This window comes from Dyadobacter sp. CY323 (assembly GCF_021390245.1).
Classification (GTDB): domain Bacteria; phylum Bacteroidota; class Bacteroidia; order Cytophagales; family Spirosomataceae; genus Dyadobacter.
Window position 1 is genome coordinate 327,997 of sequence record NZ_JAJUXH010000003.1, and the last position, 12,847, is coordinate 340,843.

At 45.2% G+C, this 12,847-nt stretch carries 11 protein-coding genes; 6 read left to right on the forward strand and 5 right to left on the reverse strand.

The features are described 5' to 3' along the window. Nucleotides 1-28: 28 nt before the first annotated feature. The 5 genes from LZG72_RS07525 to LZG72_RS07545 form a co-directional block, all read right to left on the reverse strand. Nucleotides 29-2,581 (reverse strand): adenosylcobalamin-dependent ribonucleoside-diphosphate reductase, encoded by a 2,553-nt coding sequence (locus LZG72_RS07525; RefSeq protein ID WP_233869667.1) that lies wholly within the window; start codon nucleotides 2,579-2,581, stop codon nucleotides 29-31. Between the two features lie 254 nt (nucleotides 2,582-2,835). Continuing rightward, entirely contained in the window at nucleotides 2,836-3,888 is a 1,053-nt protein-coding gene (locus LZG72_RS07530) for a hemin-degrading factor (RefSeq protein WP_233869670.1), read from the reverse strand. 30 nt (nucleotides 3,889-3,918) lie between these two features. Continuing rightward, entirely contained in the window at nucleotides 3,919-4,716 is a 798-nt protein-coding gene (locus tag LZG72_RS07535) for a heme ABC transporter ATP-binding protein (RefSeq protein WP_233869673.1), read from the reverse strand. After that, the gene (locus LZG72_RS07540; RefSeq protein WP_233869676.1) at nucleotides 4,713-5,819 is read right to left on the reverse strand and encodes an iron ABC transporter permease; all 1,107 of its coding nucleotides are present in this window, start codon (nucleotides 5,817-5,819) and stop codon (nucleotides 4,713-4,715) included. The genes LZG72_RS07535 and LZG72_RS07540 overlap by 4 nt, the downstream gene beginning before the upstream one ends. 3 nt (nucleotides 5,820-5,822) lie before the next feature. Then, nucleotides 5,823-6,653: a hemin ABC transporter substrate-binding protein gene (locus LZG72_RS07545; RefSeq protein ID WP_233869679.1), complete on the reverse strand. Its 831-nt coding sequence runs from the start codon at nucleotides 6,651-6,653 to the stop codon at nucleotides 5,823-5,825. Nucleotides 6,654-6,841: 188 nt separating this feature from the next. On the opposite strand from LZG72_RS07545, the gene dctA reads away from it, so the two are divergent. From dctA to LZG72_RS07575, 6 genes are all read left to right on the forward strand, one after another. Next, on the forward strand, nucleotides 6,842-8,119 hold the full coding sequence (gene dctA / locus LZG72_RS07550; RefSeq protein WP_233869682.1) for a C4-dicarboxylate transporter DctA: 1,278 nt from the start codon (nucleotides 6,842-6,844) through the stop codon (nucleotides 8,117-8,119). A gap of 47 nt (nucleotides 8,120-8,166) precedes the next feature. Further along, a complete protein-coding gene (locus LZG72_RS07555) occupies nucleotides 8,167-8,361 on the forward strand; it encodes a DUF433 domain-containing protein (RefSeq protein ID WP_233869686.1) in 195 nt (64 codons plus the stop codon). A gap of 102 nt (nucleotides 8,362-8,463) precedes the next feature. Next, nucleotides 8,464-10,197: a M3 family oligoendopeptidase gene (locus LZG72_RS07560; RefSeq protein WP_233869688.1), complete on the forward strand. Its 1,734-nt coding sequence runs from the start codon at nucleotides 8,464-8,466 to the stop codon at nucleotides 10,195-10,197. Between the two features lie 61 nt (nucleotides 10,198-10,258). Next, nucleotides 10,259-10,525, forward strand: coding sequence for a hypothetical protein (locus LZG72_RS07565; protein ID WP_233869691.1), 267 nt, complete (start codon nucleotides 10,259-10,261; stop codon nucleotides 10,523-10,525). Between the two features lie 239 nt (nucleotides 10,526-10,764). Beyond that, nucleotides 10,765-11,841 carry an NAD-dependent epimerase/dehydratase family protein gene (locus LZG72_RS07570; RefSeq protein ID WP_233869694.1) on the forward strand — a complete coding sequence of 359 codons (1,077 nt, stop codon included), beginning with the start codon at nucleotides 10,765-10,767 and terminating at the stop codon, nucleotides 11,839-11,841. Between the two features lie 57 nt (nucleotides 11,842-11,898). After that, nucleotides 11,899-12,846 (forward strand): glycosyltransferase, encoded by a 948-nt coding sequence (locus LZG72_RS07575; RefSeq protein WP_233869697.1) that lies wholly within the window; start codon nucleotides 11,899-11,901, stop codon nucleotides 12,844-12,846. Nucleotide 12,847: the final 1 nt, after the last annotated feature.

The window sequence follows — 12,847 nt, forward strand, 5'->3', positions numbered from 1 at the left end:
GGCCAGTCTCCTCTTTTTTTTACCAATATCACCCGCACTTCGAAGAACCGCAATCTTTGCAGGTCAGGCAGCCTTCCTGATATAACAGGTTTGTAGAATTACAATTCTGGCATTTTTGCTTCGCAGCTTCCGTTCCATCCGGGATATACCGTTTCAATGCGCGTGCAACCCCGGCTTTCCAGGTATTGATCGCTTCGTCCAGTTGCAGGCTGCTGATCAAATCCACCACTTTTTCAATCGCCATACCGTGACGTAATGTGCTGGAAATCAACTTCGCATAATTCCAATATTCCGGATTGAATTTGTAAGACAATCCTTCAATGGTCGTCTTGTAACCGCGTGGATTTTTGTATTGAAAATCATATCGCGAGCTTCCGTCCGCCTCGCGATTTTTGATGATCAAACCGTCATTAACCCATCTTGGAATCAAAATACCGTCTTCATCGTCGGCAAACCCGGTGAAGATTTCATACGGCCGGCCATCGATGCAACCGATGAATGCAATCCATTTGTCTTTCTTATTTTGAAAACGGACTACATCGGCTTCTAAGATCTGGGGTCTTTCCGTTGGGAATGGAGTAAGCCCGTCGGCAGTGGTTTCTTCCTTCTTTTCAGTATTGGCAATCAAAACGCCCGATCTGGAACCATCTCGATAAACCGTAACTCCCTTACATCCAGCCTTCCACGCTTCCATATAACATTCGCCGACTAACTCTTCGGTCACATCATTCGGCATATTAATGGTCACACTGATCGAATGGTCTACCCATTTCTGGATCGCGCCCTGCATTTTTACCTTTTTCAAATAGTCAACATCATTCGAAGTTGCTTTGTAGTAAGGCGACTTTTTGACAAGATCATCCAGCTCTTTTTGAGAGTAATTCTTTGTGAGATCGTGCCCATTCACCTCCATCCATTCCTTGAAACGATGGTGAAAAACCACATATTCCTCCCACGAATCGCCGACTTCATCCACAAAATCGACGCGGACATCCTTGTCATTTGGATTAACCTTTCGTCTTCTTTTATAAACCGGCAAAAATACCGGCTCGATACCCGACGTAGTTTGTGACATCAGGCTTGTAGTACCAGTCGGTGCGATGGTCAGCAATGCAATATTACGTCTGCCGTATTCCAGCATTTCATAATACAATTGCGCATCCGCCTCTTTCAAACGGAGAATAAATGGATTGTTTTTCTCTCTTTCCGAATCAAAAATGGAAAATGCACCTCGTTCCTTTGCCGTATGTACCGAGCCGCGATATGCCTCCAATGCAACGGTTTTGTGGATTTCAACGGCGAATTCATTTCCTTCATCACTTCCATAACGCAAGCCCAGCGCCGCCAGCATATCACCTTCTGCGGTAATGCCGATACCCGTTCTCCTGCCTTCTCTCGCCTTCGTTTGAATGTTCAGCCAAAGGTTTTTCTCCACTCTTTTCACTTCCTCGTCTTCCGGATCAGCAATGATTTTCTGAAGAATCCCGTCAATTTTTTCGAGTTCAAGATCGATGATATCGTCCATCATCCGTTGGGCGGCTGCTATATGCTTTTTAAATAATGCCCAGTTAAATGTCGCTTTTTTCGTGAATGCGTCATCCACATACGAAAACAGATTGATCGCCAGCAACCGGCACGAATCGTACGGACAAAGTGGTATTTCGCCGCAAGGGTTTGTAGAAACTGTTTCATAACCCAGGTCCGAGTAGCAATCCGGCACAGACTCGCGGATAATGGTATCCCAGAACAAGATTCCAGGCTCCGCCGATCGCCACGCATTATGGACGATCTTTTTCCAAAGCGTAGTCGCGTCGATTTCTTTCAAATGCGATGGATTGGCGCTCTTGATCGGATATTGTTGTTTGTAAACACTTTTAGAATCGACCGCCTTCATGAATTCGTCATCGATCCGCACCGAGACATTGGCGCCGGTCACTTTGCCCTGCTCCATTTTGGCATCGATAAAATCCTCAGAATCAGGATGCCGGATCGCCACAGAAAGCATTAACGCACCCCGGCGACCATCCTGGGCTACCTCTCTGGTGGAATTTGAAAACCGCTCCATGAATGGCACAATGCCTGTAGAAGTCAATGCAGAATTTTTAACCGGAGAACCTTTTGGACGGATGTGGGATAAATCATGCCCCACGCCGCCGCGACGTTTCATTAACTGCACTTGCTCCTGGTCAATCTTCATAATGCCTCCATATGAATCGGAAGCACCATTATTACCAATTACAAAGCAATTGGACAGCGAAGCGATCTGGTAGGGATTACCAATCCCGGTCATCGGGCTTCCCTGCGGAATGATATATTTAAAATCCTTGATCAGATCGAAGATTTCAGTTTCACTCAGTGGATTCGGATATAACTTTTCGATCCTCGCAATTTCACTGGCGATCCTTTTGTGCATATCGTTTGGAGTAGCTTCATAAATCGCTCCGTAGGAGTCTTTTAAAGCATATTTATTCACCCAAACACGGGCTGCAAGATCATCGCCTTTGAAGTATTCGAGAGACGCCTGGTAGGCTTCATCCGTCGTGTAGGTACGTGCGGATTGGGAAGATTTTATGGTTTCCATTGGTGAGTATATGGGGGAATCTTTCGTGATGTATGAAGACTGTAAATGTACAGAATTTTATACAAGCGGCATGTATAAGTTTAAAATGTTAACAAAAAATATTATTTATATTTCTCAATATCAGGATGTTAGTTTTTAATTTAGATACAAAAGTTTACAAATTTTTGATTTTCAAAGCTTTGGAATATAAACTATAAAAACAAAAAAACCGGCTCAATGCGAACCGGTTTTTAATTACTATGACGAAATTTAATTTATAAGTCTGTCTTAATAACCGTACGTTCAAGAAGTTCCGGCCACTCTTTCAATTCAGGAATTCCAGGTTTGCGTTTACCAAAAAACTGGTTGAACATCACACCTTCTTTATCAATCAGCTCAATGCCTGTCACGATTCCATCCTCGGTCGGTTTTCTCACAATCCAAGCCTCATCGATGGCGTCTTCCCGCAAATGCAGGTTAAATTCAGGATCCATAATATTCAGCCAGGGACCCATTACAAAAATCTTTTTGATCGGGCCGGTGTGGATCTGAATACAATTTTGATTTGAAACAAAAACCATGATCGGAAGCCCGGTTTCTGAAACCGCTTCAAATACCAGTTTCATACTTTCAGGCTTGATCCGGTATGCATAACCCTCGGGAGCGTGACGCAATGCCTGCTTTCTGCTGAGCTTATACTTCCGAAGTAATGTAAAAAAGTCGTGCGTATCCTTCAATCCGAGCCACTCGGCCTGAAATGCAGGAACATCTATCTCAACCTCTGCATTGGGTTCCGCAGCCTTTTCCGTTTTCTCGGTAATATTTAGCTTAACATTCTGATCAGCAGCCAGATATTTAGCTACAAGTGCATCGTAAGCTTCTTTACTACTTTTCTCGGTCAGATAGATCTTATGTGCAGCTTCCCCAAAACTGTTGAAAAACTGCAGACTATGGCGATCGTTTTCAGAAACTGCAAAACCGAATTTCCAGTCCCCCAAAAACAAACGAAGGTCGATATCCTCTCCCAGCACAAGGCCAACGTGGTTATTGAACGAGATTTTTTCATACACGCCTTTGCGTTCATGCACCACGTGATCGTTACGGGTAAGTGCCATTACGTGGCCCAGTGAACCCATTTCCTTCATTAATTCACGAAAATCTCCTTCGAGCAAGGATACGTTTTCTCCCAATCCGGTCGCGAGAAGTTCTGCTTCGGTTGTGCCCAGTTCGTTGGCAGCATCACGTATTCTTGTTTTTGGATTCGCAAGCCTGAACTCGGCCCAACGCTCTTTTAATTCAGTTCCGTCAGGTGAAAGGGTTGATCTCATTTCTATCTTATTTAATGGTAAAACTCAGTTTTATGAAAGTGTCAGCAAGGCTGGATTTACATCTGGCACAATGATCGGAAAGTCGATACCGTCGGGTTGGATTATTTGTACAGGCAATCCAAATCCGGCTTTTATAGCGTTTTCCGTCAAAACTTCGTCGGGCGCTCCTATGCCGTAGCTCCGGCCATCTTTTAGCATTAGTACTTTGTCGGCATACTGCAAAGCCTGATTCAGATCGTGTACAACGGCGATCACCGCGAATCCGCCTTTGGTTAACTCTTTGGCCAAATGGAATGTTTCGAACTGGTGAAGCAGGTCCATTCCGGTTGTAGGTTCGTCCAGAAGCAGCAACCCGTTTTCCACCTCCCAGATCTGCGCCAGTGCACGCGCCACCTGCACACGCTGCTGCTCACCGCCGGAGAGTGTGGGATATAACCGGCTTTTCAACTTCCCGATCCCTACCTTTTTCAGGCATACATCCACAATCGCCAGATCGCGCTGCTCAGGTTCGGAATCGTAGAATGGATAACGTCCCATTAAAACAATTTCCTGGACGGTAAACGACAACGAAATAGTGTTTTGCTGAGAAAGAACCGCTCTTTTGCGGGCAAGTTCTTTCAATTTATAGTTTTTTAAATCCCTGCCCAAAAAGTCAACATGACCGGAAGTTGGGGTTAACTCAGACGATAACAGCTTGATTAACGTAGACTTACCTGCGCCATTCGCACCCACCACCGCCCAAAACTCTCCGGATTTCACTGCGAAGCTTACATCCTCCAACAGTTTACGTCCTCTGACTTCAAATCCCACCCGACGAACTTCTATCATAGCCTTTTCCGTTTTTGCTCCCAGAGAATGTAAATGAAGAAAGGTGTTCCAAGTAAAGAAGTAAGGATCCCGATCGGCATTTCCGTAGGCGCCACGATGGTCCTGGATAACGTATCCGCCAGAGTCAGCACGATGGCGCCCGCCAGGGCCGAACCAACGATCAGCGTTTTATGATTAGGCCCAAATGTGGTGCGTATAATGTGCGGCACTACAAGTCCGACGAAACCAATTGTTCCGGCGACTGCAACCGAGGCCCCGACACCCATTGTCGCCAGAATGATTACTTTTTGTTTCAAAACTTTCATATTCACCCCTAAACTGGCAGCCTGACTTTCGCCTAAAACCAACAGATTCAGTGCTTTGGAAAGATAGGGCATGAATAAAACCGAAACCATTACGAATGGGGCCACTGCCAAAACCGACGTCCACGTTGCGCCGCCCAGACTCCCCAGGTTCCAGAAGGTAATACTCCGGAGTTGCTGGTCATCAGCCAGGTAAGTCATCAGCCCGGTCACTGCGCCGACAAACGCATTTATAGCGATCCCGCACAAAAGCAGCGTAGTAATGCCTCCGTCCCCGGTAATTTTCGATAATTGATATACAAAAAAAGTCGTGACTGCGGCACCGATAAATGAAACAAATGAAATGCTGTAAACCCCAGCGAGTTCATTCAGCATTCCAAAATATTTAACGTTGAGCATTAATACGAAAACAGCGAAAAGCGACGCCCCGGAAGTGACTCCAATTAATGTAGAATCGGCGATCGGGTTTCTGAAAAGTCCCTGAAGTGATGCCCCGGCAATCCCCAGGCCGGCACCGATCAGCACCGCCAGACAAACTCTCGGTAACCTGATCACCCAGAATACGATGGATTTTTGTTCGTCGACCGTTGTTGCGCTCACCAGCCCAAGCTTGTACCCGATAATCTCGCCAAACTCAGAAAGCGAAATGGACAATGCGCCGGTACACGCGGAAAAAACGACACAAATCATTAATAATGAGCTAAGTATCCAGACCATTTTACCCGTTGACGAAGGTAAAAACAGCCGCTCGGAAACGTTTTTAGCCTCAATATCTGTCTCGTTTTCTATTTCTGTCAGCATCGGTCAGTTTACTTTTTGTGAAAGCTCCAATGCTGCTTTGCCCAGTCTCGGCCCAAAACCGGTTAATAACTGACCGTCCATGGTGACGATCTTCCGGCTCTTTCCTGCATTTGTATTTGCAATACCCGGGACTTTTAACAGCCCGTCCATTCCTTCCAGACTTTCGAGCCCGCTTGAAAAAAGCACCAGTACATCCGGATTTGCAATAACCAGTGACTCAGCAGTTAACGGTTTGAAATCGGTAAATCCTTCCACGGCGTTCTTATGTCCGGCCAGCAGGAACATTTTATCCAGCGACGTTCCCGTTCCCGACACCATCAATGTCCCCGTTCCTCTCGCGTATATGAAAAGCAGCTTCTTAGGATTTCTGGGGGCCGGGATTTTTGTAAGATCTGACTGCAGGGTTTTGATAAGCTTTTCGGCCTGCGGTTTTGCATTAAAATAGGCACCAACCTCTCTGATCAGCTTTATCGCACCTTCTTTCGAATATTCATGCTTGAATTGTACCAGCTTTTTCCCTGCACTGCCCAGCTGCTTCACAACATTGGGAGTTAACATGCTCTGATCGGTATATACGATAATGTCGGGATTGAGTGTCAAAATCCCCTCGGCTGCAATGGTGCGATTGTGTCCGATTTTTGAGATTTTATCCAGTGATGCAGGATAGGTACTCGTCACATCCACACCAACGATCTGCTTTTCCAATCCCAAACCCACCAGAATTTCACTCAATGTCCCATTTGCCGAAACGATGCGCAAGACCTTATCGGCGCTAACCGTTCCACTGGTCAGACAAAACAGGATCAGAATGAAATGTCTCAAAGACGACTGCATTGCATGAGGGATTGATATTGTATTAATCAAAAACCGAGGTTAACGGCAAATATATGGCATTAATTTAGACCAAGTATAAATAGTTTAGAAAAATTTACTTTTCCGTCAGGAAAGTCCGGCGCCGGGCTTTTATTATTGTAAATTCATAAATTACCCCTTTACTATTCCTTTACCTTATCAGGCTGAAATTGAAAAAGTTATTTACCAACCTTACTTTCTGGGTACTTACTGCCATTACCTGCGGCGCACTTCTGGGCCATTATTATCCTGCCCAGGCTGTGGAAATGGAATTTTTGGGGAAAGGGTTTATTCAAATTGTCAAGCTTTTCATAAACCCGATCATTTTCCTGACCATCACAATGGGGATCATTGGTATGGGGGATTTGAAAAAAGTCGGCAAAGTTGGGGCGAAAGCCTTGCTCTATTTCGAAGTTGTAACTACCCTCGCACTCATTGTCGGAATAATCGTAGCCAACATCATCAGGCCGGGCGACGGTGTGGTAACCGGCAGTCTGCAAAAAGGCGACATTTCTGCTTATGCAAGTAAAGTGCAGGATTTTAGCTGGTTACAGTTTTTTCTGGACAACGTCACTTTGCAGGTGTTGCTGTTTTCGCTCGTTCTGGGGACGTTTTTAAGTAAATATTCAGGAAAAGATAAAGTCATTCACTGGCTTGAATTTTTTTCAAAATACGTTTTCCGCGCCTTGCATCTGGTTATGATCTTCGCACCGATCGGTGCATTCGGGGGAATGGCTTATACCATTGGAAAGTATGGTATTGATACTTTATTACCGCTCGCCAAACTCATGGGAACGGTATATGCGACGATGGCGGTCTTTATTTTCGGTGTGCTGGGGCTCATTCTTCGCACATGTAAGATCAATCTCTGGTCTTACCTCAAATACATTCGCGAGGAACTGCTGATCGTGCTCGGAACATCTTCCTCAGAGGCCGGATTGCCTTCTTTAATGGTAAAATTGGAACGAATGGGCTGTTCGAAACCCGTAGTAGGGCTGGTCGTACCAGCAGGCTATTCATTTAACCTCGACGGGACTACCATATACCTCTCGATGGCGACCATATTTCTGGCCCAGGTTTTCAATGTACACCTTACATTCGGGCAGATACTCTCATTGATCGGGATCTTAATGGTCACCTCAAAAGGCGCCGCGGGAGTAACGGGCAGCGGTTTTGTGGTTCTGGCTTCCACGCTCACGGCGATCAAAGTAATCCCGGTCGAGGGACTTGCGTTATTACTTGGCGTCGACCGGTTTATGTCGGAGGCCCGCGCGATTACCAACTTTATCGGAAACGGCGTGGCTACTATCTGGCTCGCCAACCATGAAAAAGAATTCGACCGTGATAAAATGATCTATGCATTTGCAAACGTGGATGAAACGGAAAGTGTGATTACGGATAATCTCACCGACGCCACGCAGCGACAAGAAACCAAATTTCAGGGTTAGCAATTTTTAGTACTTTTAAATGGTTGTTGAAACGACTTGCTTTAACTATGAACTATAAAAATTTCATTACATCTGATCATCGTGTGATGCTGGGCAAACCGGTGATAAAGGGTACGAGGCTACCCGTTGAGATGATTCTTCTAAAACTTGGCGAAGGTGCCTCCATGGAAGATTTGCGAATGATGTACCCGGATCTTAGTATAGAATCCATTCAGGCTATACTTCAATATGCCGCGGAATAACTCGCTTTTCGACCATTTTACAACGGTCAATATTAATAAGATTCGTTCGAGACCTTTTTTAAAATAATACCTTTCAGTTTATTACAAATTGCCTTTACAAAAATGACAGAACAAGAAACCATTCATATCCCGACGCGCTCGAAGAGAGCTTTTATTGGGGAAGAATTTGAGTTAAAAAAATGGGAAGATGTAGAGCCATTTTTTGAAAACCTGAAAAACAGAGAGATTAATTCCGCCGATGATCTGAGACAATGGTTTTCGGACCGCAGTGAAATCGAATCGTATTTATCAGAAAATTTCGCTTGGCGCTACATTCGTCAAACTTGCGACACCGCAAATCAGGGCCTGATCAACGCATTACAGTTTTTCATCACAGAAATTCAGCCAAAACTTGCCGAATATGGCAATGAACTGGATAAAAAGGTAGTCGACAATCCATTTCTCAGCGAACTTACCGATGCCGGATTTGCGATTACGCTGCGGGGAATGAAAAAGGCGATCGAGATTTTCCGTGATGAAAACATTCCGCTGATCACCGAAATGCAGACGGAAGAGCGCAAATACGGCGCAGTCGCCGGTGCAATGACGGTCACGCTCGATGGCGAGGAAATGACGTTGCAAAAAGCTGCAGACCGTCTCCAATCTACGGACAGAAACGTACGGGAAGAAGCCTGGCGCGCCATTGCAGGCCGTCGTTATGAAGATCATGAAAAGCTGGACGAGTTGATCAATAACCTGGTCAGACTTCGGGACAATGTTGGTCGAAATGCAGGTTTTGCCAACTATCGCGACTACATGTTTGCGGCAATGGGCCGGTTCGATTACACGGCGCAGGATTGTTTCGATTTTCATGCTTCGGTCAAAAAAGCGGTTGTCCCAATGCTGAGTAATGCGGCGGCTGAGCGGAAAGAGGCGTTGAAACTCGAACAGCTTCGCCCCTGGGATACCAAAGTAGATCCAAGTGGCCTGCCTCCATTGAAACCGTTTTCAACCGGCGAAGAACTGCTCGATAAAACCATCCGCTGCTTTACACGACTCGATCCGTTTTTGGGCGATTGCCTGCGGATCATGAAAACCATGAAGCATCTCGACCTGGAATCCAGGAAAGGAAAAGCGCCGGGAGGGTACAATTACCCGCTCGACGAAATTGGCGTTCCTTTCATTTTCATGAATGCAACTTCAAACCTCCGCGACATGGTCACCTTGCTTCACGAAGGAGGTCATGCGGTGCATTCGCTGGTAACCAGAGATTTAGCATTGAATTCGTTCAAACATACTCCATCCGAAGTTGCAGAATTGGCTTCCATGTCAATGGAACTGATCACCATGGATTTCTGGGATGAGTTTTTTGAAGATGAAAACGACCTGAAAAGAGCCAAGATCCAGCATTTGGAATCGATCCTGGAAACGCTTCCCTGGGTGGCGACGATCGATAAATTCCAACATTGGATGTACGATAATCCGCAACATACGCCTGAACAACGCACGGAAGCGTGGACGGGCATTTATGAGGAATTTACGGATTCAGTAATGGATTGGACTGGATTGGAGAACTTTAAAAAATACCTGTGGCAGCGCCAGCTTCATATTTACGAGGTGCCTTTTTATTATATTGAATACGGTATCGCGCAGCTTGGAGCGATCGGCGTTTGGAAAAACTACCGTGAAAATTCGGCCAAAGGTTTGAAAGGTTACCTGGATGCATTGAAACTGGGTTACACAGCCACAATCGGTGAAATTTACCAGGCTGCCAACATTTCTTTTGATTTTTCAGAACAGAACATTACAGAACTGATGCAGTTTGTGCATAACGAGTTGGCAGAGTTAAAAAAATAGGATTTCAATCTGCCAGTATTTGGTGGTTATGAAATTGGCGGTTATTTTTGCAGACAATCCTATGAACAATCAAGAAATGAAATTCAATAAAATAGTTGCGTTTGTTGCGTGTGTGGCTCTGCTTTCATCTTGTGATTACCAAAAATACAATCACATCGAGCAGAAGGATTTGAACCAAGGAAACGAGTACGTTTACGGCGTAAGCCCTGACTCTCTTCCCCGCCAGATGTCATACAAATATGACGCAAAACCTGAGCTGGAAACCCGTGTGAGTGACATCCGTGCGAAATTATATGGCGGTTCAACCAGTTCCGTTGTCAAACAATAAGACATCATTTAAGAAATAAACGAAGATATCCCTGTTCATCCGGGGATATCTTTTTTTTGAGATACCCCTCCCCACTGATTGAACAATTTCAATACCGTAGTACGGATATAATCCTTTTCCCTCGTATCCGTTCACTAACGCCGGTTGTGACAATTGAACATTTTTAATTTACTTTACGTATTCGAGGCAGGTGAAATCCATCTTTCAGAACAGAACAAGCAATTAAAAGTACACAACACATGAATATAGCTTTGGTAACCGGCTCGGCCGGACTGATAGGAAGCGAATCGGTTGCTTTCCTGGCCGACAAGTTTGATCTCGTCATTGGTATTGATAACAATCTTCGCGAATATTTCTTTGGCGCTGATGGGAATACAGAATGGAATAAGAACCGCATTGAAAGTGCATTCAACAATTACAAGCATTACTCTGCAGACATTCGCGAAGCCAGCCAGCTTGAACCGATATTCAAAGAGTACGGAAGCGACATTAAAATGATCGTTCACGCTGCTGCGCAACCAAGCCATGACTGGGCAGCTCGCGAGCCGTTTACCGATTTTGGCGTAAATGCGGTAGGTACGTTGAATATGCTCGAAATGACACGCTTGCATGCTCCTGAGGCTGTTTTCATCTTTACTTCTACTAATAAGGTTTACGGAGATAACCCTAATTACCTGCCGCTTATCGAGCTTGAAACCCGCTGGGAAATTGACGAAAGCCATCCTTATTTTATAAATGGCATCGACGAAAACCACAGCATCGACCATACAAAACACTCGATTTTCGGGGCTTCAAAAGTTGCTGCGGATATCATGGTACAAGAATATGGCCGGTATTTTGGAATGAAAACGGCGGTTTTCCGTGGTGGATGTTTGACTGGCCCGAACCATTCCGGCGCGCAGCTTCACGGTTTTCTTGCTTACCTGATGAAATGTGCGATCACTGGAAATCATTACACGATTTTCGGATATAAAGGCAAGCAGGTACGTGACAACATTCACAGCCACGACCTTGTAAATATGTTCTGGCATTTCTATCAAAATCCCCGTCCAGGCGAAGTTTACAATGCAGGCGGCGGACGTTTTGCAAACTGCTCGATGCTGGAAGCGATTGCATTGTGCGAGCAAATTACCGGAAACAAGCTTTCTTATTCATATTCTGACACAAACCGCGTCGGCGACCACATCTGGTATGTGAGCGATCTTACCAAATTTAAATCGCATTATCCGGACTGGAACTGGGAATATGGTCTGGTTGAGACACTGACTCAAATCCACGACGGTATCTCTTCGCGACTTGGAGTAAAAACGGCCTAATATCTTTTTGAATCTCCGAAGTGCGTATCTTCGGAGATTCTCAATTCTTATTCTCCCATGTCAGAAAATTTTGTCATTATTATTCCCCAATTCAACGACTGGGAGGCGTTGAATCTTCTGATACAAAAAATTAATGCAGACGTCGACACCGCGATTTTAGCAAACACAACTTTACTGATCGTCGACGATTGCTCCTCTAAACGACAGGTAAATCCTTTCGCTCCGTTTCGGGGAAAAGAAATCAAGCTTCTTAAATTATACCGCAACCTGGGCCATCAGAAAGCGATCGCGATCGGACTTTCACATGTCGCTGAGCACATGCCTGCGGATAAAGTAATCGTGATGGACGCCGATGGCGAAGATGCTCCCGGCGACATTAACCGCCTCGTAGCGAGATCTTTGCAAGAACCTGACAAGATTATTTTTGCCGAAAGAAATAAACGCACTGAAAACTTCCTGTTCCGGTTTTTCTATGTGATTTATAAGCTGGTTTTCAAGCTGCTGACAGGGAAAGTCATCACATTTGGTAATTTCAGCCTGATCCCGCAAAGCCGCCTCCAAAACCTCGTGCGTGTTTCCGAGATCTGGAATAATTACCCCGGAGGCATTATCAAATCCAGGATTCCTTACGATTCTGTTTTAACAAACCGCGCGACAAGATTAGCTGGCGAAAGCAAAATGAATTTTGTTTCCCTGGTTTTACACGGATTAAGTGCCATTTCGGTGATGGTAGATACCACGGCGGTGCGGATCCTGATCTTTTCCATTATGATGTCCGGTCTCGCGATCGCATTCATTTTCGTTATCCTGTTTCTGAAACTGATCGGAAATGCTACGCCGGGCTGGGCATCCACACTGGGAAGTACGTTGATGATCCTGATGCTGCAATCCTTCCTGATTTCTCTCTTCCTTGTTTTTATGGTACTTCAATACCGTTCGCAACAGCATTTTATCCCGGCGGTACATTACCGCGACTTTGTGGAAAAAGTAGAGACTTTCAGCTAAT

What these genes read in the sequence shown, in the direction of transcription:
- LZG72_RS07540 (WP_233869676.1), bottom strand. Translation starts at nt 5,819, where the DNA reads ATGCTGACAGAAATAGAAAACGAGACAGATATTGAGGCTAAAAACGTT.
- LZG72_RS07570 (WP_233869694.1), top strand. Translation starts at nt 10,765, where the DNA reads ATGAATATAGCTTTGGTAACCGGCTCGGCCGGACTGATAGGAAGCGAA.
- LZG72_RS07555 (WP_233869686.1), top strand. Translation starts at nt 8,167, where the DNA reads ATGAACTATAAAAATTTCATTACATCTGATCATCGTGTGATGCTGGGC.
- LZG72_RS07560 (WP_233869688.1), top strand. Translation starts at nt 8,464, where the DNA reads ATGACAGAACAAGAAACCATTCATATCCCGACGCGCTCGAAGAGAGCT.
- LZG72_RS07545 (WP_233869679.1), bottom strand. Translation starts at nt 6,653, where the DNA reads ATGCAGTCGTCTTTGAGACATTTCATTCTGATCCTGTTTTGTCTGACC.
- LZG72_RS07565 (WP_233869691.1), top strand. Translation starts at nt 10,259, where the DNA reads ATGAACAATCAAGAAATGAAATTCAATAAAATAGTTGCGTTTGTTGCG.
- LZG72_RS07535 (WP_233869673.1), bottom strand. Translation starts at nt 4,716, where the DNA reads ATGATAGAAGTTCGTCGGGTGGGATTTGAAGTCAGAGGACGTAAACTG.
- LZG72_RS07525 (WP_233869667.1), bottom strand. Translation starts at nt 2,581, where the DNA reads ATGGAAACCATAAAATCTTCCCAATCCGCACGTACCTACACGACGGAT.
- LZG72_RS07575 (WP_233869697.1), top strand. Translation starts at nt 11,899, where the DNA reads ATGTCAGAAAATTTTGTCATTATTATTCCCCAATTCAACGACTGGGAG.
- LZG72_RS07530 (WP_233869670.1), bottom strand. Translation starts at nt 3,888, where the DNA reads ATGAGATCAACCCTTTCACCTGACGGAACTGAATTAAAAGAGCGTTGG.